Origin of the sequence: Streptomyces sp. NBC_01233, from assembly GCF_035989305.1 — a bacterium.
Classification (GTDB): domain Bacteria; phylum Actinomycetota; class Actinomycetes; order Streptomycetales; family Streptomycetaceae; genus Streptomyces.
This window is the reverse complement of the sequence record NZ_CP108514.1, coordinates 9,349,469-9,371,149: the sequence shown is the minus strand read 5'-3', so window position 1 is coordinate 9,371,149 and position 21,681 is coordinate 9,349,469. Positions and strand designations below refer to the sequence as shown.

At 68.7% G+C, this 21,681-nt stretch carries 18 protein-coding genes and 6 pseudogenes; 9 read left to right on the top strand and 15 right to left on the bottom strand.

The features are described 5' to 3' along the window. Positions 1–212 precede the first annotated feature (212 nt). Positions 213–1,377: pseudogene (locus tag OG332_RS43305) on the top strand (IS701 family transposase). Positions 1,378–1,619: 242 nt separating this feature from the next. On the opposite strand, the gene OG332_RS43300 reads toward OG332_RS43305, so the two are convergent. Both OG332_RS43300 and OG332_RS43295 read right to left on the bottom strand, forming a co-directional pair. Continuing rightward, the gene (locus OG332_RS43300; RefSeq protein WP_327418578.1) at positions 1,620–2,057 is read right to left on the bottom strand and encodes a LysE family translocator; all 438 of its coding nucleotides are present in this window, start codon (positions 2,055–2,057) and stop codon (positions 1,620–1,622) included. A gap of 61 nt (positions 2,058–2,118) precedes the next feature. Then, positions 2,119–2,514 carry a DUF885 family protein gene (locus OG332_RS43295; RefSeq protein ID WP_327418577.1) on the bottom strand — a complete coding sequence of 132 codons (396 nt, stop codon included), beginning with the start codon at positions 2,512–2,514 and terminating at the stop codon, positions 2,119–2,121. Positions 2,515–2,603: 89 nt separating this feature from the next. Between OG332_RS43295 and OG332_RS43290 the strand changes: the two genes are divergently transcribed. Then, on the top strand, positions 2,604–2,789 hold the full coding sequence (locus tag OG332_RS43290; RefSeq protein ID WP_327418576.1) for a hypothetical protein: 186 nt from the start codon (positions 2,604–2,606) through the stop codon (positions 2,787–2,789). Positions 2,790–3,261: 472 nt separating this feature from the next. On the opposite strand, the gene OG332_RS43285 is transcribed toward OG332_RS43290, so the two are convergent. Further along, entirely contained in the window at positions 3,262–3,675 is a 414-nt protein-coding gene (locus OG332_RS43285) for a hypothetical protein (protein WP_327418575.1), read from the bottom strand. 409 nt (positions 3,676–4,084) lie between these two features. Here OG332_RS43285 and OG332_RS43280 point away from each other — a divergent pair, with 409 nt between their 5' ends. After that, positions 4,085–4,528 carry a hypothetical protein gene (locus OG332_RS43280; RefSeq protein WP_327418574.1) on the top strand — a complete coding sequence of 148 codons (444 nt, stop codon included), beginning with the start codon at positions 4,085–4,087 and terminating at the stop codon, positions 4,526–4,528. 94 nt (positions 4,529–4,622) lie between these two features. Here the strand turns inward: OG332_RS43280 and OG332_RS43275 are convergent. Then, positions 4,623–4,829, bottom strand: a pseudogene (locus tag OG332_RS43275) (transposase); the annotation flags it as partial. 175 nt (positions 4,830–5,004) lie between these two features. Further along, positions 5,005–6,135, bottom strand: coding sequence for an NADH:flavin oxidoreductase (locus OG332_RS43270; RefSeq protein ID WP_327418573.1), 1,131 nt, complete (start codon positions 6,133–6,135; stop codon positions 5,005–5,007). Between the two features lie 213 nt (positions 6,136–6,348). Between OG332_RS43270 and OG332_RS43265 the strand changes: the two genes are divergently transcribed. Next, entirely contained in the window at positions 6,349–6,876 is a 528-nt protein-coding gene (locus tag OG332_RS43265; RefSeq protein ID WP_327419549.1) for a MarR family winged helix-turn-helix transcriptional regulator, read from the top strand. A gap of 58 nt (positions 6,877–6,934) precedes the next feature. Here OG332_RS43265 and OG332_RS43260 read toward each other — a convergent pair whose 3' ends face one another. Further along, positions 6,935–7,579, bottom strand: a complete 645-nt coding sequence (locus OG332_RS43260; protein ID WP_327418572.1) for a DUF4190 domain-containing protein — start codon at positions 7,577–7,579, stop codon at positions 6,935–6,937. A gap of 504 nt (positions 7,580–8,083) precedes the next feature. Here OG332_RS43260 and OG332_RS43255 point away from each other — a divergent pair. Then, a pseudogene (locus OG332_RS43255) lies at positions 8,084–8,206 on the top strand (transcriptional regulator); the annotation flags it as partial. A gap of 314 nt (positions 8,207–8,520) precedes the next feature. Here the strand turns inward: OG332_RS43255 and OG332_RS43250 are convergent. After that, entirely contained in the window at positions 8,521–9,252 is a 732-nt protein-coding gene (locus tag OG332_RS43250; RefSeq protein ID WP_327418571.1) for a DUF4839 domain-containing protein, read from the bottom strand. A 148-nt stretch (positions 9,253–9,400) separates the two neighbouring features. On the opposite strand from OG332_RS43250, the pseudogene OG332_RS43245 reads away from it, so the two are divergent. After that, positions 9,401–9,605, top strand: a pseudogene (locus OG332_RS43245) (amino acid permease); the annotation flags it as partial. Here the strand turns inward: OG332_RS43245 and OG332_RS43240 are convergent. Further along, positions 9,585–9,659 carry a hypothetical protein gene (locus OG332_RS43240; protein ID WP_327419548.1) on the bottom strand — a complete coding sequence of 25 codons (75 nt, stop codon included), beginning with the start codon at positions 9,657–9,659 and terminating at the stop codon, positions 9,585–9,587. The pseudogene OG332_RS43245 and the gene OG332_RS43240 overlap by 21 nt on opposite strands. Before the next feature lie 16 nt (positions 9,660–9,675). Between OG332_RS43240 and OG332_RS43235 the strand changes: the two are divergent. Then, positions 9,676–10,050, top strand: a pseudogene (locus tag OG332_RS43235) (response regulator); the annotation flags it as partial. 379 nt (positions 10,051–10,429) lie between these two features. After that, positions 10,430–11,752, top strand: coding sequence for a hypothetical protein (locus OG332_RS43230; RefSeq protein WP_327418570.1), 1,323 nt, complete (start codon positions 10,430–10,432; stop codon positions 11,750–11,752). Positions 11,753–11,840: 88 nt separating this feature from the next. Here OG332_RS43230 and OG332_RS43225 read toward each other — a convergent pair whose 3' ends face one another. Next, positions 11,841–13,685, bottom strand: coding sequence for a transglycosylase domain-containing protein (locus OG332_RS43225; protein WP_327418569.1), 1,845 nt, complete (start codon positions 13,683–13,685; stop codon positions 11,841–11,843). Positions 13,686–14,290: 605 nt separating this feature from the next. On the opposite strand from OG332_RS43225, the gene OG332_RS43220 reads away from it, so the two are divergent. Beyond that, a complete protein-coding gene (locus tag OG332_RS43220; protein WP_327418568.1) occupies positions 14,291–15,364 on the top strand; it encodes an amidase domain-containing protein in 1,074 nt (357 codons plus the stop codon). 71 nt (positions 15,365–15,435) lie between these two features. On the opposite strand, the gene OG332_RS43215 is transcribed toward OG332_RS43220, so the two are convergent. The 6 genes and pseudogenes from OG332_RS43215 to OG332_RS43190 form a co-directional block, all read right to left on the bottom strand. Beyond that, the gene (locus tag OG332_RS43215) at positions 15,436–16,557 is read right to left on the bottom strand and encodes an IS630 family transposase (RefSeq protein WP_442816100.1); all 1,122 of its coding nucleotides are present in this window, start codon (positions 16,555–16,557) and stop codon (positions 15,436–15,438) included. 34 nt (positions 16,558–16,591) lie between these two features. Continuing rightward, positions 16,592–16,936, bottom strand: a pseudogene (locus OG332_RS43210) (hypothetical protein); the annotation flags it as partial. Between the two features lie 66 nt (positions 16,937–17,002). Then, positions 17,003–18,244, bottom strand: coding sequence for an IS256 family transposase (locus tag OG332_RS43205; RefSeq protein ID WP_327411484.1), 1,242 nt, complete (start codon positions 18,242–18,244; stop codon positions 17,003–17,005). A gap of 273 nt (positions 18,245–18,517) precedes the next feature. Continuing rightward, complete coding sequence (locus OG332_RS43200; protein WP_327418567.1) at positions 18,518–19,627, bottom strand: alpha-hydroxy acid oxidase; 1,110 nt, start codon at positions 19,625–19,627, stop codon at positions 18,518–18,520. Beyond that, positions 19,624–20,664, bottom strand: coding sequence for a 4-hydroxyphenylpyruvate dioxygenase (hppD, locus tag OG332_RS43195; protein ID WP_327418566.1), 1,041 nt, complete (start codon positions 20,662–20,664; stop codon positions 19,624–19,626). Before hppD ends, OG332_RS43200 begins: the two co-directional genes overlap by 4 nt. Positions 20,665–21,097: 433 nt before the next feature. Further along, entirely contained in the window at positions 21,098–21,505 is a 408-nt protein-coding gene (locus tag OG332_RS43190; protein ID WP_327418565.1) for a cold-shock protein, read from the bottom strand. Positions 21,506–21,681: the final 176 nt, after the last annotated feature.

Genomic DNA, 21,681 nt, shown 5'->3' with positions numbered 1-21,681 from the left:
ACGGACGTCCACCCGGGGTCGCCTCCCGCACCGGAACGGGCTCCATGGCCCCGCCGGCCAACCCCGATCGCATCGAACGAGCCTTGGAAGACGAGCGCTCCCGAAGCAAGGAGGATACCGACCCCGCTTAGTACTGCAACCGCATGTGGCGTGACGGTCGGTGAGGTTGCTCGTTGTTGTGACTGTGTGATGAATCGCTGACGGTTGAGCAGATCGAGTCGTGGTCCGAGGGTGTAGCGGGGTTGCATGCCCGGTTCGGGCATCGTTTTGGCAGGTCGGAGCCACGTGATCGGGCTCTGGACTACATGACGGGCCTGCTTGCGCCGCTAGAGAAGAAGAACGGGTGGACGCTGGCCGAGCAGGTCGGCCAGCTCCGCCCGGACGGTGTGCAACGCCTGCTCAACCACTCCGAATGGGACGAGAACGCGGTCCGGGACGATGTCCGGGACTTCGTCGTGGAGACCATCGGCGCCAAGGATGGCGTGCTCATCGGGGACGACACCGGGTTCCTGAAGAAGGGCACCAGGTCAGCAGGGGTCCAGCGGCAGTATTCCGGCACCGCTGGCCGCACCGAGAACTGCCAGATCGGCACCTTCCTCGCCTACGCATCCGCCAAAGGGCGGGCGCTGATCGACCGGGAACTCTACGTCCCGAAGTCCTGGACGGACGACCGCGACCGCTGCCGGGCAGCCGGGATCGACGACACCGTGCCGTTCGCCACGAAGATCGAGCACCTCAAGTGGATGCTGCAACGCGCCATCGACGCGGCTGTTCCCTTCGCCTGGGTGACCGCGGACGAGGCATACGGGCAGGTCAAGCACTTCCGCGCCTGGCTGGAAGAACGCCAGGCCGCGTATGTGCTGGCCACCAAGGTCAACGACACCGTGATCACCGCCGACGGCCGGGACGCCCGCGTCGACGAGCTGATCGCGGCCCTGCCGAAGCAGGCATGGAAGCGGATCTCCGCCGGAGCTAGGCGCCCACGGCCAGCGGATCTACCACTGGGCCCGCGTCGCGATCCGGCCCGCCTGGGAGGGCGGATCCGGGCACTGGGTGCTCGCCCGCCGCAACCTGTCCGACCCCACCGACATCGCCTACTACGTCTGCTACGGCCCCGTCACTTCCCGGCTGAAAGACCTGGTCAGGACCGCCGGAGCCAGGTGGGCGGTGGAGGAGTGCTTCCAGACCGCGAAGGGTGAATGCGGGCTCGATCACTACCAGGTGCGGCTCTACCGGGCCTGGTACCGGCACATCACCCTGGCCATGGCCGTCCTGGCCTACCTCACGGCCATCCGTGCCGCAGAAGCCGCAAAAGGGGCAGCGGAGATGACGAGCAAGACCTCATACCCCTCAGCGTCCCGGAGATCCGCCGGATGATCGGGCACGTCGTCGTCACGCCCCGCTGCCACAGCAACGAGCACCGTCTGCACTGGTCACGCTTCCGGCGCCGCAGCCAGGCCCGAGCCCGCCGCTGCCATTACCAACGCCGAGGCCACGACCCACACATGCGGTTGCAGTATTAGGTCGGCTTGGCTTGGCTCGGCTTGGCTCGGATACGGACATCGGTCGGCGGCAGGGAGCAGGGGGCCGTGGTGCCCTTCCAGTGGCCGACCCCAGGTTCATGACCAGCGCACCGTGAAGGTGATCGCGGCCAGCGCCAGCAGTTCCGTACCGGCCCGTGCGCCGCTGGCATCCTGGCTCACCCACTGCGGAAGGAAGCCCAGGAAGAAGAGCATGATCTCCGGGTTGAGGACATTGACGAGGATCCCTTCGCGGTAGACGCTCCAGAGCCTCCTGGGTACGGGCTGGGCCGAGTTGCCGGGCGGGCCGGTGCCGGCGAGGCAACGGATTCCGAGGTAGAGGAGATAGGCGGCGCCGAGCAGGGTGAGGACCTTCAGTGCTGCCGGTTCGGCGGAGACGAGTGCCGCGACTCCGAAGGCGGTGGCGAGGGCGTGTATCAGGGTGCCGGTCTCCACCCCGAGTGCCGAGACCATCCCGGCGCCGGCGCCCTTGGCGATGCTGCGCGTGCAGATGTAGACGAGGTTCGGTCCGGGCATGCCTGCGAGGGCGGCGGACGCGCCCACGAAGAGCAGCAACTGCTGGGGTCGGAGAGGACGCTCATCGCCGGTCCGCTCCGAGCAGGGCCGGCAGCAGGGTCAGTGGTGGTGCGCCGAGGTTGAGCAGCGCGGTGTGGAAGCGCTTGTGGGTGAAGCCGGGCCCCCAGTGCCGGCGGGCCTGGTCACGCAGGTCGAGGATCGCAAACTTCCCCCGGGTGTAGTCGCCTGCCTGGGGGTCGAGCAGGCAGCGCGTCGCCTGCTGCGTGGCGAGTGCCGGGGGTGTGTGCGCCTCTGCTTCGAACCGGGCGGCCGCCTGTCGGTGGGTGAGTTCGCCGGTGTGCAGCCCGATGACGCAGGCCAGGCGTGTCAGGCGCAGCAGTGCGTCGCGGGCGACGGCCGCGGCGTGCCGGGGGTCGCCGTCACCGAGGAACCCGTCGCAGCGCGGTTCGCCCGCCACAAGGCGCTGGCCGATCTCGGCACCCCCGTCCTCGACCAGGCCGTCGGCGCGGTCCTCGCCGCGCTCCCCCGGAGGAGTCAGTGGAGTTCGTGTGGGAGGCGCAAGACGGAACGATCCGCCACGCGGTCGTCGACGACACCGACCACCAGGAGCTCACCGCTCTGGTGGCCGACGCGCGGGCGGCCTGCGCCCTGTCCATGTACCCCGACGAACGCCACTCGCTGTTCGTCGCTGTCCTGCCTGACCGCGACGGCATGCTGCGCGCCCGGAGGTGACCCGACTTCGCGCCGGGCGGGCAAGCCTCTTCGGAGTACGCAGCTTCTTCGGCTTCCGCCCCCTGGCGAAGGCCGTGGCTTCCCTGATGACGCCTCGGACAGGCTTCGAGGCGAGTTTGCCGCCTTTGGCGGCCCTCACGACGTCGGGACGACCCGGCCGACCTGGGCCGAGCTGAATACCGCGGACTGGAAGGAGACCGACGCCCCAGGCACGCGAAGTCGCGCCTCGGCCGCGGGGGCCGACACCGACCGGGGCCGGGTCTGGGTTCACGGAGCCGAGAACGTACGCCTCGTCGTCTGGTTTCACCGACTCATGGCTGAGCGTCCAGTTGGCCAGACGGGCCAACGCCGATTGATCTGTACGTACATGGCGGATCTGGTTGAAGGGCGGGTCCCGGATGGCTGCCTTGACTGGGCGGCAGCCGGAGCTCCGGGTGCCGCCCGGCCATGTCCGTCCGTACGGAAAGACGGGTCAGAAGGCGTGGCCCGACTCCACCGAGAAGTCCGGCGGCCAGGGCTTGGACGGGTCGTACAGCGACTCCCGGTCACCCATCAGCGCGTACTCCGCCTCGCGCCAGCTCGGCACGCTCCCGACGACAAAGCTGCCTCCGTCAGGGTCCAGCATCCAGGTGTACTCGGCGGCGGACGACTCCAGCCCATGCCGCTCCTTCAACACGGCGAACTCGTCGGGACTGGCGCGCCGGATGTGGATCCCGTTGCGGTAGTAGGGCTGGAGGAGCATCAGCTCTACATGCCCGATGTAGATCTCAATGCGTGTTGTGGTCTGGTCAACCAACGTTGCTTCGCTCTGCAGGAAGAGCTGCCGGTGGGACGGATGGAACCCGACGACCCGGAACAGCCTCCCCGCACGGATGAAATCGGCCATGGTCGAAACCTTCTCATGATCAGGACACAGGCCCCCCATTGGCCGACTCGAACCGCTCGCGGTAGACCCTCCTGCCGCCATAGCACCACTCGATCAACAGCCATGTGCGCCGCTTCAGTTTGGACTGGTTGCGCGAAAGCCCATGGCTCACCTGGCGAGGCGGGGGTTCGTCGCGTGCGCCGGGCCGGGAAGCGATTCGCGAAGAAGGTGATCCATGGGTTGTTTGCGGCCCGACCGCGCTCGGCCGCTGTGGTTGCGGCACTTCGCTGCCGTACCGCTTCACGCCTCGTGAAGAGTGGCCACCGACCACTACGACTTGAACGCGTTCAATCCCTGTGCCAGGGTACGGCATGCGTTCTTGAGCCCACCGGTCGCGCACGCGGCCTGCAGAACCCGCTAGGGGTGGAGTGTGTTGCGTTCCTGTCGTACTGCGCTGATCTTGCTCGCCACGGCCCTCGCCCTGACGGCCTGCGGCAGGTTGACCGTCATGCCGCCACCCGAAGGCGAACCGGTCGTTCTGAAGCCGGCCGAACTTGCTACCACGTGGACCGATGCCGACGGCGGCACCCTCACACTGAAGCCGGACGGGACGTTCATCGCCGATAAAGTCTGCATCGCCTACCGCTGGGACGAGGGTTTGACCGGGTCCGGAACAGGCACCTGGGTGCAAGACTCCAACGAGAAGCAAACCTTCGTCGGTGTGACCTTCGACGCCGCTCACCCCGAAACGGGTGAGCGGGAGCCCGACTCCTACGACGCCTTGAGGCGAGGCAAGGTCCTGAAGCTCTGGGTCGCCGTCGGCGATCCGGACAACGATTATCCGAACTGCGTCCTGACCAGTCCGGCGAGTTGACCCGGTTGCCGCGCGGCCGGGTGAGCTGCACATGGTCCGGCATCGCACATGAGCGGTTCCAGTCGATCATGTCTCCCTGCCGTGATGGAGGGGATCAGCCCTCGGTAATGCCGGGGAGGGCCTCGGTGTCGGCGGTGGCGTAGCCGGTGGCCATGCTCTCTTCGGAGAGGTGGCGGCGGGGGAAGGCGATCCATTCGTCGTGCATTTCGGCTCGCACTGCGGTGGCCAGTCGCAGGACGGCCTCGGGGCTGGGGAAGACCTGGACGACGTCGGCGCGGCGTTTGATCTCGGGGTTGCTCCGAGTACCAAGCCCATCGGGTTCCGCCGGTGGGCGATGGGTAGCGCTGGCGAGGTGCGGCGATCTTTGACCGGAGCGCGAACGCCCCGTGACGTCGGCGGAACCGACGTCACGGGGCGTTCGCGGACCGGCCGTCCGGACGGCCGCCGGCTACCGGCTACCGGCTACCGGCTACCGGCTACCGGCTGAGTGACCCGAGCGCCGCCGCGTCGTACGGCTTCAGCTCGTCGAAGCGGTTGCCGAGGACCTTCGCCGCCCACTGTGGGTCCTGGAGCAGCGCCCGGCCGACGGCGACCATGTCGAACTCGTCGCGTTCCATGCGGTCCAGGAGGTTGTCGATGTCGCCGAGCGCCGCTCCTTCGCCGACGAAGGCGCGGATGAAGTCGCCGTCGAGGCCGACCGAGCCGACGGTGATGGTCGGCCGGCCCGTGAGCTTCTTGGTCCAGCCCGCCAGATTCAGGTCCGAGCCCTCGAACTCGGGGAGCCAGTAGCGCCGGGTGGAGGCGTGGAACGCGTCGACGCCGGCCGCCGCCAGCGGGGTCAGGATCGCCTCCAGCTCCTCCGGGGTCTGCGCGAGCCGGGCGTCGTAGGCCTCCTGCTTCCACTGCGAGTAGCGGAAGATCACCGGGAAGTCGGCCGGGACGCGCTCGCGGACCGCTGCCACGATCTCCGCGGCGAACTTCGTACGGGCCACCGCGTCGCCGCCGTAGGCGTCGGTGCGGCGGTTGGTCCGCTCCCACAGGAACTGGTCGAGGAGGTAGCCGTGGGCGCCGTGCAGTTCCACGCCGTCGAAGCCGATCCGCGCGGCGTCCGCGGCGGCGTCGGCGAACGCGCCGATGACGTCGTCGAGGTCGGCGCGGGTCATCGCCCTGCCGGTCCCCTCGGTGCCGTCGACGCGGATGCCGGAGGGGCCGACGGGGGGCGCGTCGGCGTACGGTGCCTCGCCCTGCTTGCGCACCATGCCTATGTGCCACAGCTGCGGCACGATCGTGCCGCCCGCCTCGTGCACGGCCGCGGCGACCTTCGCCCACCCCGCCAGCTGCTCCTCGCCGTGGAACCGCGGCACCCGGTCGCTCTGCCCGGCGGACTCGTGACCGACGTAGGTGCCCTCGGTGACGATCAAGCCCACGCCCGCGGCGGCCCGGCTGGCGTAATACGCCAGCACGTCCTCGCCGGGCACGCCGCCAGGGGAGAACATCCGCGTCATCGGAGCCATCGCGATGCGATTGGGGACGGTCAGGCCGTTCAGCGTGACGGGCCGGGACAGGATCTCGGCCGCGCGGGAGGCGGTGGACGTGGTGACGGTCATGCGGGTCCTCCGGGTTGAGCTGTGGCTCGTCGGGGGTGACGAGGAGAAGTGCATAGTACACATGCTATGTATCATGCATATTGCAGCACCCCGGCCCTCGCGCGGAGCCGTCCGCAGACCCCCCGGCAGAGGTCCGCCGGTCCACGGGTCGGCGATAATGGAGCGCCGGAAGGAGCGGGAGGCGCAGTGCTGGAGAAACTGGAGCGGGAACTGATGCTGCTCTCGCGACATCAGGTGCTTGCCCGGCGTGAGCGCGACCCCGAACGCCTGGAGCGGTCGGCGTACCTGCTGCTCAGCCGGATCGACACACAAGGCCCCATGTCCATCGGACAGTTGGCAGAAGCCTTCGGGCTCGACACCTCGACCGTGAACCGCCAGACGGCCGCACTGCTGCGCTGCGGACTGGCCGAGCGCGTCGCGGACCCGGACGGCGGCATGGCCCGCAAGCTGCGCATCACCGTGGAAGGCGGGCGCCGGCTCGCCGGAGACCGCGAGGTCAACCGGTCCTGCCTGGCCCGGGTGGTCGCCGACTGGTCCCCTGAGGAGGTACGGGAGCTGGAAGACGTCCTGGTCCGGCTCAACCGCAGCGCCGAGGCCCTCGAAGGACGGTACTGGCCGCGCACGGAGGAAGACGACGCCCCCGCCGCTTGCCACCCGCCGGTCCCGCACGAATCCGCGGCGCCCGCGCCGCAGGCACCCGCGGATCTTACCCCGCAGGAATCCGCGCCGGGAGCCGCGTAGGAACCCGCGACTCCCGTCCCCCAGTGCTGTGACCGGGAAGGTTCGCCGGGTTGCCCGCTCAGGAACCGGGGGCGCGGACCGAGCCGGTGCTCGTACCGCTGGGGTCGGCCAGGAAGCAGGCGACTTGGCGGTCACCGAGGGCCCAGGTGTCGGACGACGGGAAATAGTAGTAGGACGGAATCGGCTTATCGGGGGGCTTCGTGGCAGGGCCCGTGTAGTCGGTGAGCGCCGTGCCGCTGCAGTTCTCGTCGGCGATCGAGATGATCTTCTGCGTGCCCGGGTACGCACCGTCCTCCAGGTCGAAGACGGTGTACACCTCACCCTTGTGAGGCTGGTCGCAGGGCACGATGCGCACCGAGCGGGCGGCTCGGGTGCCGTCCTTGTCGTCGTTCTGCGCTAGATCGTCGTCCGTGTTGAAGCAGTCCCCCCTGCGGATGTCCTCCAATTCGCTGGAGCCCGGCGCGGTGACCTGGCCACTGGTGTCGCGCTCCGGCGCGTCGTCCAGCACTCCGGAGAATGCGAGGACCAGCACGATCCCGTAGAACACGAGGGTCGCGGCGTGGATGACGATGGCCGCGATGGCCAGGCCCTTGCCCTTCTCGCCGCGTTCGCGGATCTGGTTGAGGGCGACGATGCCGAGGATCAGCGGGACCAGCGGTATCGCGCAGACGATCGCCATGACGAACGCCACGATGGCCAGCACGTTCGTCTTCTGCGACGTCGGCGGGGGTGGGGACGGCGCGTACCAGCCCTGCGGGCCGCCGGGCTGCCCCTGCTGACCGGGCTGTCCCGCCTGCCCGCGAGGTCCCCATTGCGGGTTCGGCTCAGGGGACGACGGTGGTGGCGGTGGAGGTGGAGGCGGTATGGACATGCGCGTGGCTCTCCTTGCGCGGAGGACGAGACGCAACTGCCGGGGGCACTGCCGGGGCTTGGGCACGCACGCAGGCGGCGGCAGGCGGCAACGGTGGCCGCTCCCTGTTCGACCGGTGTGGTCTCGGAAACCTCGGCGGGCAGCATGCGTCGGACCACGCCGACGCGTCCCTGCCGGTGGTGTTCTGCCCACTTCCACGCTACCGAGGAAAACGTGGCCACGCTTCTCGTGGCCCAGCACGACGAGCAACCCGGCGAACCTTCCCGGTCACAGCACGAGGAACGCCTGCGGCCCGATCCGCTGCCCGCTCCTGCTCGCTCTGCGCGAAGCCCCTTCCCCGACGGACGGCGCACCCGCTACGAGCCCGCCGACGAACCCCTCGGCCACGCGCTGGACGACCTGCGCAGCCCCGTGGTCGCCGTCGAGACCGATCCCAACCGCGTCGACGCCGGCCGTCGGGCTCACCGCCGACACGATCGCCTCCTCCACGGCGCTGATCGGCTTCGGAAATGGACTCCGTCATCGAGGTCTCCTCCGTCGCCGCTGTCGCCTGGCAGCAGTTCTCCGGCTGTTCCCGCGTAGGTACGGCGCCGAGGACCGGCCGCTGACCCGTAGCTACATCCGCGCGTGCCTGGTCGCGATCTCGCCGTCCGCCCACATCACCGTGGCTGGCGCTCCGCTCGAAGGGCGCCCCCACGACGTCAGAAGGACCGTCGTGACCGACGCCGCGCAAGAAGTCAGCGTCCCCGGGAGGGGGCGGCTGCCCGTCGTGACTACCGGTTTTCCGTCGAGACCGGGTGGAGGATGAAGAGGCACTGGTCCGTGTTGAATTCGCCCACCTCGGCGACGAAGCGAAACTTGTCGCCTGCGCCGACGGTGGCGGGGATCTTCTTGCCGGTCAGTTTCAGGTCGAAGATGTTGACGTCCTCGTACTTGAAGGCCGGGCCGACCGTCGTGTTCGGCCCCTTGTCGCCTGGGCCCAGGAGGAAGTCGTAGCGAGTGTCGTAGTCACCGTGGGGTGCCATGTTCACGATCGAGCCGTCGAACGCGACCGTCTGGCTCTTGTGCCTGGTCGCGAAGTCCAGGTTCGCGTCGTCGCACGTGTCCGCCTTCAGCAGCGCCGCGAACTCGGGGTTGTTCTGAGGCGTGATCACCTCAGTGGCAGCCGACTCGGCCGCGGTCGGAGTCGGAGCCGGCGTAGCGGAAGGCTTTGCGCTCGCAGCGGCCGTCGTCTCGTCCGACTCGTCCTTCTTCTCGCCTCCGTCGCCGAGTGCAGAGGCAGCGCCGATGACGATGGTCAGGATCACGAGGAAGCCTGCCACCGTGCCAATCAGGAGCCACGGCTGCGGCTTCTTCGGCCGACGGAAGTTGAGGGTGGAGCGAAGCGTGGCCTGGGACTGTTCCACGAGCTCCCAGCCATCCTTCTGCATCTTCGAGATCACCAAGCCGTCGGTGCCGCGAACCGTCCGCACGGTCTTGTACTCGAACTTGATCCCGTCGGCCATGTGGCCCCGCGCCCCCTCAATGGACTCTTCATGCCAACTGCCTCGCGAGCATAGGGGACTCCGCGGGGAACCCGGCATCACCGACGTCCCCCTCGGCCCCGAGCTCGCGATTCGGACCAAGGAGCACTCCGGGCAGCAGGTCGACGGCCCGTCGAACCTGGCCTCCGTACACCCGACGTTCCAGGTGCCGCACCGCGCCGAACTCGTGGTCGGCGCCGTCGTCGCCGTGCTCGCCGCGACCGCCCGCGTACGCGGTGCGATCGGCGCGGAACATCCCTGTCGTCGGGCTGACCGGCTGCCTCGTCCTCGCCTTCGCCCTCCCGGTCTCCGGTTCAACGGGTGCGGCGGGAGCGGGGCAGAGCCCACCCGCCCAGGGCCGTGCCGATCAGACCCAGCAGCAGGGCCACGTAGGCTCCGCCCAGTCAGATGCCGGTCATGGACGGCATCGAGACGACCCGGCGCATCGCCGCCGACCCGGCCCTGGCCGGGGTGCACGTCCTCATCCTGACCAACTACGGCCTGGACGAGTACGTGTTCAACGCGCTGCGCGCCGGCGCGGCCGGGTTCCTGGTCAAGGACATCGTGCCGGAGGACTTCCTGCACGCCGTACGCGTAGCCGCACGCGGCGACGCCCTGCTCGCACCCTCGATCACCCGCAAGGTCATCAACCGGTACGTCACCCAGCCGGTCCCGACCACCACCAGCACTGCGCTGGAACAGTTGACGGGCCGCGAGCGCGAGGCCGTCGTCCTCGTCGCGCAGGGCCTCTCCAACGACGAGATCGCGGACCGCATGGTCCGGCCTGGTAACCCCCCACACCTCCTGACCTCCGCTCAGCAGTGCGCCCGGGCCTGACGGACTGTCCCCAAGGTCCCGTCTCGACCGTGCCGAGCCAAGACCACGCCCGGGCGGTCGGTGCTTCGCGTCGAGGCCCGTTGTCCGTAATTCGTCGTACGGTCGGGGCGCGAGCCCCTCCGAAGAGACCGCAGAGTTCACCCCGACCAGTGTGAAGTCCCGCGGCCGGGTGCGCTGAGCCGCCTTCCCCCGGAGCTGTGGTTTGGCTGTGAAGCGTCGTACGGGAGGGGCTCAGGGTGCGGGATGAGTGCCGACAAGTTCTATATTCGTACGAACCATCCACGCGCGGCCCTGCTGCGGTGAGTAGGGGGAGACGATAGCGATGGCCGACACCGATGCCGCTGCGGGCACCCGGGCGGAATCCCGGAGCAGCCGCAAAGTACGCAGGAAGGCACAGAACCGCAGGCGCCTGGGCATAGGCCTGGCCGTGATCGCCCTGGGCGGGGCCGCCGCCGCCACCGCGTACGCCTTCATGGCGGGCCCCTCCGGGACCACCGAGCTCGACGCGAAGCTGGCGGCACCGGGTGCTGCGGCCGACGGGGCCGCCGCCGCCAAGGCAACGGAGGAGGCCTGGGACGGCAAGGTCAAGGTCCTGGGTGACGGCTCCACCTCCTACACCGGCCCGCAGCCGGGACAGCTCAAGCCCGAGCGGCTGAAGCCCGGTGAGAAGCCGCCGCAGTTCGTGGTGTTCTCCTGGGACGGCGCGCTGGAAGGCGACGACCACCTCTTCTCCCACTTCCGCCAGGTGGCCCGGGAGAACAAGGCCCACATGACCTTCTTCCTCACGGGTATCTACCTGCTGCCGGAGAGCAAGAAGGCGCTCTACCACCCGCCGCAGCACAGCGAGGGGGCCGCCGCCATCTCGTACCCGACCGTCCCGCACATCAAGTCCACCCTCGGACAGCTGCGCGGCGCCTGGACCGACGGCAACGAGATCGGTTCGCACTTCAACGGGCACTTCTGCGGGCCCAAGGGCGGCGGGGAGTGGAGCCCCACCGAATGGAAGAGCGAGACGGACCAGACGTACTCGTTCATCAAGAACTGGAAGACCAACACCGGCTTCACCAAGGAGGCGCCGCTGCCCTTCGACCCGGACCGGGAAGTGGTCGGCGGCCGTGCCCCGTGCCTCGAGGGCCAGAAGAACCTCCTGACCGCGATCAAGCCGTACGGATGGCGCTACGACGCGAGTTCCTCGGGAGACTTCCAGCTGTGGCCGTCCAAGCAGGACGACATATGGAACTTCCCCCTCCAGCTCGTGCCGTTGCAGGGCAAAGAGGTGCAGGTCCTCTCCATGGACTTCAACTTCCTCTACAACCAGTCGGGTGACAGCACCCAGGGCGACCCCGCGAAGTTCGCCGGGTGGCAGGCGCAGGTCCGGGGCTCGTACATGAACGGCTTCAACCGTGTCTACAATGGCAGTCGGGCGCCGATGTTCATCGGCAACCACTTCGAGGACTGGAACGGCGGCATCTACATGAAGGCCGTCGAGGACGTCATGAAGGACGTCTGCCCGCGCCAGGACGTGCGCTGCGTGTCGTTCCGGGAGCTGGCGGACTGGCTCGACGCCCAGGACCCGAAAGTTCTGGGCCAGCTGCGCATGCTCGACCCGGCACAGGTGCCGGACTGGACCACGCTGATCAAGTAGTCGGCCCCGGCGGCTGCCGGGCCGGGGCCCGGGCTACCGAGCCCGGGCCCGCGGCTGCCGAGCCGCCGGGCGGCGCGCGCCGCCCGGCCTACTTCACCGCCTTGATGTAGTTCGCCCACAGGCGCAGCGCCCGGTCACTGCCGGGCGTGTTCGGGGAGTCGCCGCCCAGACCCGTCAGCGGCTGCGGAACCAGGTCGGTCAGCGACATCCGGTAGACCACCACGGCCGTGGACTCGCTCTCGGTGCTGGCCACGAACCAGCCTGCCGTGTTCGCGGCCGTTGTTCCCGTCTTACCCGCGGTGCCGGAGTGCACCTTGGCCACCGACTTCGCCGATCCCTCGGTGACGGCGGAGCGCAGGGCGTCCGTCACCGCGCGGGCGGTCTCGGCTTTCAGGGCCCGGGTCGGCTTCGGCGCGTCGAGCGGCATCGCGGCGCCGTTGCGGGTGACCGAGCGCACCGAGTAGGGGTCGGTGTGCATGCCGTCGGCGGCGAACGTCTCGTAAGCGCCGGCCATGCGGATCGCGCTGGGGGTCGAGTTCTCCCCGAGTGCGAACGTGGGAATCCGAGGCCCGAGGCTCGATCCGAGCAAGCCCGAACGCTCGGCGAACGACTCCACCCGGTCGAGGCCGACATCGAGGCCGAGCTGCAGCATGGGGGTGTTGATGGAGTTGGCGACGGTCTGGCTCAAGGTCACCTGCCCCCAGTTGCGGCCGCCGTCGTTGCGGCCCTTCACCACCTTGCCGCTGCGGTCCCAGTACGGACCCTCGGGCGTCTGCACGGTCACCTGGTCGTTGCCGTCGGACATGGTGGAAGGGGTGACGGGCGTGCGGTCCTTGCCGCGCGTACGCACCACCCCTTCCTCGAGCGCAGCGGCGTAGACGAACGGCGTGAGAGCCGTGCCGACCGGGATCGTCGTCGCGTTCGACTCGTTGAAGCCCTGCTTCAGGTAGTCGGGGCCGCCGTACACGGCGAGCAGCCGCCCGTCCGTGGCCACGCTCGCCGCGCCGATCCTGGCGTGTTTGTCGGTGTCGGGGCGCCGCTCGGGGTCGAAGTCCTTCTGCGCCTCCTGGACGGCACCGGTCAGGGCCGTCATCCGGGCCTTGTCGAAGGTCGTGTAGATCTGGTAGCCGCCGAGGTCGAACTCGGCGTCAGGGATGTGGCCGGTCTTGATCGTGTACGCCTTGGCCAGCTCGACCAGGTAGCCGGTCTGCGCGCCGGGGGTGCCGGGAAGGGGCGCACCCGTGGGCTCCGGGAACTTCGTGTAGGTCGCTCGCTCGGCGCGCGTGAGCCGGCCGGTCTCAACCATGCGGTCCAGGATCCACGACCATCGCTCGACGGCCCGCTCGTGGTTCTCCGGACTGAGGGCGGGGTCCAGCAGTCCGGCGCCCTTGAGCAGGGAGGCCAGGAAGGCCCCCTCGCTGACATTGAGCTGCGAGACGTCCTTGCCGTAGTACGCCTGGGACGCGCGCTGCAGGCCGTAGGTACCGCGCCCGAACCAGCTGGTATTGAGGTAGTCCTGGAGGATCTGCTTCTTGTCCCTCTGGTTGTCCAGCTTCACCGCGAGCAGGATCTCGGTGAACTTCCGCGAGAGGGTGCGGTCCTGGCTCAGGTAGGCGTTCTTCACGTACTGCTGCGTGATGGTGGAGCCGCCTTGGGTCTCACCCCCGGTCACCGCAGCGCTCACAGCGCGCAGGAAACCGGACGGCGAGACTCCGGGATCCGAGTAGAAGCTCGCGTTCTCGGCTGCCAGGACGGCTCCCTGGACCTTGGGAGGGACCTTGTCCAGCGGCATCTCCTGCCGGCTGACCCAGCCCGTCCGTGCCGACGTGGTGCCGTCGGCCCAGTAATAGACGTTGTCCTGCTGCGTGGCGAACGAGTTGATGTCGTCGGGTATCTCCGTGGTGGCGTAGGCGTAGGTGACGAAGCCCGTCATGGCTGTGAACGCGTACAGGCAGGCACCCAGCCATTGGCGCCACGAGGGTATCCACCGGCGCCAGCCGGTGCGGCCCGGTCTCGGGAAGGCGGGCCGCAGGCGCCGTAGTTGGGTACGCGCCACATCGACGGCCGGTGCCAGGGCACCGAGCCGGCCGGTTCCCTCCCGGGGACGGCGGCGCGCCCCCGACCTGTCCCGGCGGCCCGACCGGACCCCGCCTGTGCCCTCCGGAGCCTCCCGCCCGCCCCGCGCTCGCCTTCTTGCAGCCGAATCCTGCCTATCCACTCCGAATGCCCCCTGTGCCGTGCTTTCCCGCACACATTAGATGCACTTGCTGTGAGGCCGGCCGGGTGGTGGCCCCATCCCCGCCACGCGCGGGGCGGCTCTCCCCCTGTGGCGAAGCGGAGGCAGCCCGCCCTACGGGCGGGCCGACTGTGCCTGGCGGCCGTCGAAGAAACGGAACGCGACGAAAGAGTCGCCCAGTTGTGCGACGATGCCGTCCCCCGGTTCGTGTGTACCGGGCGACAAGGGGAACCACAGTGATACCTAAGAGGTTCAGGCCCGCCGCCATTGCGGCCCTGACCGTAGCCCTGGCGTCCGGCAGCATGTTCGCGTACTCCGCGAGTGCGGGCACCGGGCCCGAGGCGGCCGATCGCGCCACCTCCGAAGCCTTCGCCCGCATGGCCGACGAAGTGCTCTCCCAGCGCACCCAGGCCCTGGTCGAGGATCAGCCAGGACACCGAAATTCCGGCCAGAGTCCTGCGAAGACGCGGATGTCGGCCCAGCTGAAGAAGGACGAGGAGGCCGCGATCTCGTCGCTGCGGTCCCGCAAGACACGGCTTGCGGATCTCGGCGAGGCCTACACGGGCGCCGACACCCGCGTCGCCGTCGACCGCGCCACGGTCACAGGCGGGAAGGCGACCGTCCAGGTCACCGAGCAGACCACGCTCACCTACAAGAAACTGCGCGGGGACGAGCCGGCCACCACCGACTTCCGGACGCGCTACGAACTGACCTTCACCAGCAAGCGGGGCGGTGGCTGGGAACTGACATCGATCAAGTCTCAGGACAGCGGCCCCGTCGCGATCAACGAGCCGGTGGCGACCAAGGCGAAGGTCGTCAAGGACGACGGCAACCAGTACCCGGACGGCACGCCCGCGTCCACCAAGTACCCCGCCCCGGCCAAGCCCAAGGCGAAGACCGGCGGTACCTACGACTACGCCGCCATGGCGAAGTACGCGGAGAAGTACTGGAGCAACTACAACCCGGCGTACCGCAAGTTCAACGGCGCCGGGGGCGACTGCACCAACTTCATCAGCCAGGCGCTCAAGGCGGGTGGCTGGAAGGCCGTTCCGGGCTCCACGTCGGACTACCGGAACTGGTGGTACGACGGAACCCGGCAGTCCGACTCCTGGGTCGGCGCGAACGAGTGGGCATGGTTCACGCTGTCCAACCAGCGGGCCGCCAATCTGGCCAGCGTCTACCAGACGGACGTCGGTGACATCGTGCAGGTGGACTTCAACAAGGACAGGTCCAAGGACCACTCCATGATGGTGACGTACCGCAGTAGCGCTGGAATGCCGTACCTCACCTACCACTCCACGAATACCTATCGCAAGTCCCTCGCGAGCATCATCGCGTCCTACCCGGACGCGGTCTACTACGCGTACCGCACCTGACGGGCACCCTTCGGCTTCTCCTGTCGCGGAACTCCCGCGACAGGAGAAGCCGACCGCCTGCCGGTCACCGGCTAGTGTCCTGCGCCGGAGATTCGTCGGCAGAAACGGGCTAGGGAGTCGAGGATCTCCTCGGCTGTCTTGGTCCAGATGAACGGCTTGGGGTCTTCGTTCCAGTTCTTGACCCATTTGCGGATGTCGGCTTCGAGGGCCTGGACGTTCTTGTGTGCGCCGCGGCGGATCATCTGGTCGGCCAGGAAGCCGAACCACCGCTCGACCTGGTTGATCCACGAGGAGCCGGTCGGGGTGAAGTGCAGCTGGAACCGGGGGTGTTTGGCCAGCCATGCCCTGATCGCCGGGGTCTTGTGGGTGCCGTAGTTGTCCACGATCAGGTGGACCTGGAGATGCGCGGGCACCTCTTTGTCGATCCTGATCAGGAACTTCTTGAACTCGGCAGCCCGGTGTCGGCGGTGCAGGGCACTGATGACCTCACCAGTGGCAACATCGAACGCAGCGAACAAGGTGGTCAGGCCGTTGCGGACGTAGTCATGGGTTCGTCGCTCGGGCATGCCGGGCATTATCGGCAGGACCGGCTGGGACCGGTCCAGGGCCTGGATCTGGGATTTCTCGTCCACCGAGAGCACCACCGCGCCCTCGGGCGGGTTGAAGTACAGGCCGACGACGTCGTAGACCTTCTCCACGAACAATGGGTCCGTCGACAGCTTGAACGTGTCCGTCAGGTGCGGCTTGAGCTGGAACTTCCGCCAGATCCGGCCGACCGTCGACTTCGACAGGCCACTGCGGTCCGCCATCGACTTGCGCGACCAGTGCGTGGCGTTCTTCGGGAGTTCCTCCAGTGTCGTGACCACGACGTTCTCCACCTGGTCGACGCTGATGGTGGGCGGCCGGCCGGGCCGGGGCTCGTCGACCAGCCCGTCCAGCCGGTCGGCCAGGAACCGTCGCCGCCACTTGCGGACCGTGTCCGCGGTCACCCGCAGATCCCGTGCGACCGCGACGATCGGCGGCACCTCCGGCCCGGCGCACGCCAGCACAATCCCAGCACGCAGGGCCAGAGCCTGGGCCGATGTCGCCCGACGAGTCCACCGCTCCAACGCCGCCCGCTCATCAGCAGAGAGCAGCAACGGCTCCAGCTTCGGGCCCCGACGAGGAACAGACGCACCAGCAGCAGAAGTCACACAACAACTAACGATCAACTACTGGCGCAGGACACTAGGACAGCGCTATCCGGATGCTGCATTCCTTCGGGTACGACATGAAGGGATCCGTGGCCACCCTGCAAAGGCTGTACCTGGCGGAACCGCCCAGCATCTTCGAGGTGTTGTTCTCCACATTCCAGAAAACGGGAGTGGACCGGGAGCCCGTGAGTCCGCCGGCGGCGTCGTATCGCTCGATGGACCCGTAGACGTCGACGAGTGAGAACTCGGAGCGCGTCGCGCTGACCCAGCCGGCGGAGCACCGGTCCGACCAACGCAGTTCGAGTATGGCCGTGTCCACGTACGCGGTGGTGATGGTCCGCGCGTCCGCCGCCTCGCATCCGGCGGCCACCGGATCGAGGCCGTCGCACGCGCTGCCCGAACAGGTGCCGGCCGTTGGTCATGTCCCCCTTCGTGGTGTAGCCGATCACTCGGTGGGCGCGTTGGTGGCGTTGGGTGGTGCGGGGGCGCTTTTAGGGAGCTCGGTGGGGTAGATCTCGTCCATGCTTCCCTCGGGCAGGTAGCGGCGGGGGAAGGCGATCCATTCGTCGTGCAGTTCGAAGAGCACGGCTGTGACCAGTCGCAGGAGGGCGTCGTCGTTGGGGAAGACCTGGACGACGTCGGTGCGGCGCTTGATCTCGCGGTTGATCCGTTCGAGCGGGTTGGTGGACTGGATCTTCTTCCAGTGCCGTTCCGGGAAGGCCGCGAAGGCGGTCAGGTCGTCCTTGGCGTCCAGGAGCATCTGTTTGACCTTGGGGAACTGCTTGCCGAGCATCTCGGCGACGGTGTCGAGCTGGGTGCGGACCGCGTCCTGGGTGGGCTGGGCGAAGACTGTGCGGATGGTTGCGGCGACCATCTCGGTCGCCTCCTTCGGAATCACCGCGAAGACATTTCGCAGGAAATGAACACGGCATCTCTGCCACGCGGCGCCGAGCATGACCTTGCGGATCGCCTTGACCAGGCCGGAATGGCTGTCGGACAGGACCAGGCGGACCCCGGTCAGGCCGCGTTCGCGCAGGGAGCGCAGGAACTCGGCCCAGAACGCCTCGGTCTCGCTGTCGCCGACCATGACGCCCAGGACCTCGCGGCCGCCGTCCTCGGTGATCCCGGTGGCGACGACCACGGCGCGAGAGACGATCTGGTGGTTCACGCGTGCCTTGCAGTAGGTGGCGTCCAGGTACATGTAGGGGAAGCGGGTGTGGTCCAGCGGCCGGGTGCGGAAGGCGGTCAGCGGCTCGTCCAGGTCCGCGCAGATCCGGGAGACCTCGCTCTTGGAGATCCCGGTGTCCGCGCCCAGGGCCTTGACCAAGTCGTCCACCGACCGGGTGGACACGCCATGGACGTAGGCCTCCACGATGACCGCGTACAGGGCCTGGTCGATCCGGCGCCGGCGCTCCAGCAGGCTGGGGAAGAAGCTTCCGGCGCGCAGTTTGGGGATGGCCAGCTCCAGGTCGCCGGCCTGGGTGGTGAGCGTCTTCTCGCGGTGCCCGTTGCGCAAGGCGGTACGGGCCTCGGTGTGCTCGTTCCAGCCGGCACCGATGTGGGCAGCGGCCTCGGCCTCGATCAGCTCCTGCAGCATCCGCTCGGCGATGCCGCGGACGAGTTCGAGTCCGTCTGCCGAGCGTAGTGACTCCAGCAGGCGTAATAGGTCAGACTGGGACAGGGCCACCTCGCACCTCCGTTGTTGAACTGGCCGTTCAATACGGAGAGTTGCATGGTGGCCCACCTCATGCGCAGAGAGCGCGAGCCCTCCGCGGGTGTGCGCCCGGCGAGCAAGCCCGCGCACACCTCACCCTTGATCGGCTACACCACGTGGCGGGACGCCATCCGGCCGTTGCCGTCTGCACCGGGCCGAACAGCACGGCGCAAGCCGCCACCGCCGTCACCGCCGCAAGGCGCGCCGATGCCCCGGTCGCGGTCGCGGTCGCCCAGCGCATCGCCTTCATCGAATCTCCCCCTTTGCGTCGTGCACTCCTGGTGTACGTACGAGACCTCGGTCCACTTCACCCACCGACGCGGTGCCGGTGAGCGCCATCGCGTCCACGAGTTCCTCGGCAAGGATGCTCAGCATCCTCGCCACACCGCTCTCTCGTCCCGCCGTGAGCGCGTGCAGCACCGGTCTGCCGACCAGCGTCGCGGCGGCGCCCGATGCGAGCGCCGCCAAGACGTCGATGCCCCGGCGCACTCCCCCGTCGACGAGAACGGGGCACACGCCCTCGACGGCCGCCACGATCTCCGGCAGCACGTCCATCGTGGCGGGAGCGCCGTCCAGCTGACGGCCCCCGTGGTTGGAGACCACGATTGCGTCCACGCCCGCCTCGACGGCCCGTCGCGCGTCGGGGACGGCAAGGATGCCCTTCAGCAGGACGGGCAGCGAGCTGACGGAGCGCAGCCAGTCGACCACCGACCAGTCGAGTGCCGGGTCGAACTCGGCCAGCGCGTGACCGCTCGGGGAGGCGAAGCCGCCACCGGTCAGATTCGCCGGCGCGATCCCGGCGGGCAGCCTGAAACCGTTGCGCGCATCACGCAGCCGGCGACCCAGGCGGGGCGCGTCCACGGTGAGCACGAGCGCTTCGAAGCCGGCCTGCTCCGCCCGGCGGACGAGTTCCCTCGTGGTCGAGCGGTCGCGGAAGCAGTACACCTGGAGCCAGAGGGGCGCCGTCGCGGCTTCGGCGATGTCCTCCAGCGTCCGTCCCGCGAACGTGCTCACGACGAACGGAACACCGGCCGTACCCGCACCCCGCGCCGTGGCCACTTCGCCTTCCGGATGGGCCAGGGTGTGGTACGCGATGGGGGCGATGGCCGTCGGCGCCGCCCAGGTCCTGCCGAGGATCCGGGTCTCGGTGACCGGCTGGTGGGCGCCGGTGAGGACGCGCGGACTGAGCCACGTACGGTTGTACGCCCCGAGGTTCGCCCTGAGGGTGCGCTCCTCTCCCGCGCCCCCGGCCATGAAGTCCCAGATCTCCGGACTCAGCCGATCCTGCGCGATGCGGGCGAAGTCGTCCAGCGTGAGCACGTCCGCCAGGGCCGGCCCTCGGCCGCCAGCGCTCATTCAGCACCCAGCCGGTCGCGCTCCACCGCTTCGTACAGGGCGCGAATGTTGGCGCTGCCGAAGCCGCGGGATCCACGGCGCTGGATGAGCTCGTAGAAGAGCGTGTTGCGCTCGTGCGGGGAGCGGCTGAACAGCTGGAGCAGATAGCCCCACTCGTCCCGGTCGGCGAGGACTTGGGCGGAGCGCAGGTCCTCGACTTCCTCCTTCATCCCGCCGAGCCGCTCGGCGAGCAGGTCGTAGTAGCTGGCGGGGGTGTTCAGAAACTCCATGTCCCGGTCCCGGTATCGGTGCACCGCCGGGATGATGTCGTCGACCAGGAAGGCCAGGTGCTGTACGCCCGGGCCGGCGTTGCGCTCCAGAAAGGCGTCGAGCTGCCCGGAGCCCTTGGCCGGGTCCGGTGCCACCAGGGTGAATGTGACGCGCCCCGACGCACTGCGGACGACTATGGAGTCCATGGCCTGCCCGCCGACGTCCACGTACTCCGAGGAATAGCGGGAGAAGCCGAGGGCGTCCCGGTAGTAGTCGGCGTACTCGTCGAGCGTTCCGCCCTGCAGGCAGACCGCGACGTGGTCGAGCAATTGAATACGGCCCCCGGCCGGCTCGCGCGGGGCTTCTTCGGCGTTCCATCGGCGGTCGGCGAGTAACCCGGTGGCCGGGGCGTCGGCGTCGGCGTCGGCGTCGGCGTCGGGAAGCAGGGTGTGGGACACCCCGCCGAATCCTGACACCACGGGATGTCCCGCCGCGGATTCGACGACATCGGCCCCGGCCGCCACTGCCTCGTCCCGGGTCCGGGCGACGTCGTCACACGTCATCGCGAGATCCGCGATTCCGTCCCCGTGCGCGTCCAGGAACTTCCAGGTCGCGGGGCCCGAAGAGACGACGAGCCGCACCTCTCCCTGGCGCAGGAGCACCGAGCTTCTGTCATGGTCCGTGGACTTCGCCTCTCTGGAAAAGCCCATCGCCGATACGAAGTAGTCGACGGTCACCCGTTCATCGCTGGTGAACAGTTCGACATACGCCATGTCTCGCACTGCCATGTTGAGAACCCTCCCGAAAGCAGAATGGCCGGGGCCAAGACAGGTCGATCGCTCGCCGCCGGTCTCGTGCGACTCGGCACGAGAATGTCCGATCCGCTCAGGAACAGTGCGCGGGACGGTCAGTGTTTGTCGAGGAAAGCGAGGAGGGCCGCATTGGCTTTCGCCGTGGGCGCGCCGAGCAGGGAAACGGCGCTGCCGTCGTCAAGGCTCGCCAGAGTGTCGGGGCCCGCAGTGTCGGCCACCTACCGCACGCGGGCCCGGTTGCGGGGCACACCGGCGATGCCGCCGGCGGGGCAGGTTCCGGGGTGCCCCGCCGGCGGAGGCCAAACGGCCGGAGCTCGCGGCGTTCAACCGCGGCGGCGCCTCACTTGGACGTGACGCGCACACATGGCCACTCCTTCACAGGAGTGGGACGGAAGGACTGGTCCGGAGCTCAGCCCTCGACCCAGTTGTGCTTGCGCCCGAACTGCAGCATCTCTCGCCTGATCTGAAGAATCTGGTCACCCGTCAGAGACGGGGCCGAACGCAGCAGCAGTTCGGTGATCTCGGCCGTGTATTCGTCCCCGCGCAGGACGTCACACATGGCATCGTCGCCGTCCGCACGCCGGGACGCCACCGACGCCGGGGGCACCTCGACCCCTTCGGGCAGCCGGACGGACGAGGCCTTCGGACCCCGGTCTCCCTCCTCGATCTCGAATTCCACGGCAAGGCCCGTACGGAGACAGGCCTCCGGAATGAGGAGGTCGTTCACATGCAGAAAGACATCTTCCTGACCATTCTCCGGGGCGATGAACCCATATCCCCGCGCTCCGTCAAATCGCACCACGCGACCAGCTACCACGCCAACTCCCACAACTGCAGCCTTGGATCCGAACCATCCCGGCCGGACCGCCTGTCGCGCTCCGGCCTCTCCACATGATCCCTCTTCACCGCTCCACCTCCCGCCCCGCCCCGCCCCGCCGGTCCAACTGCGGAGCGGGGCGGAGGGGAAGAGACGGCGGGACCGGGATGCCGGCG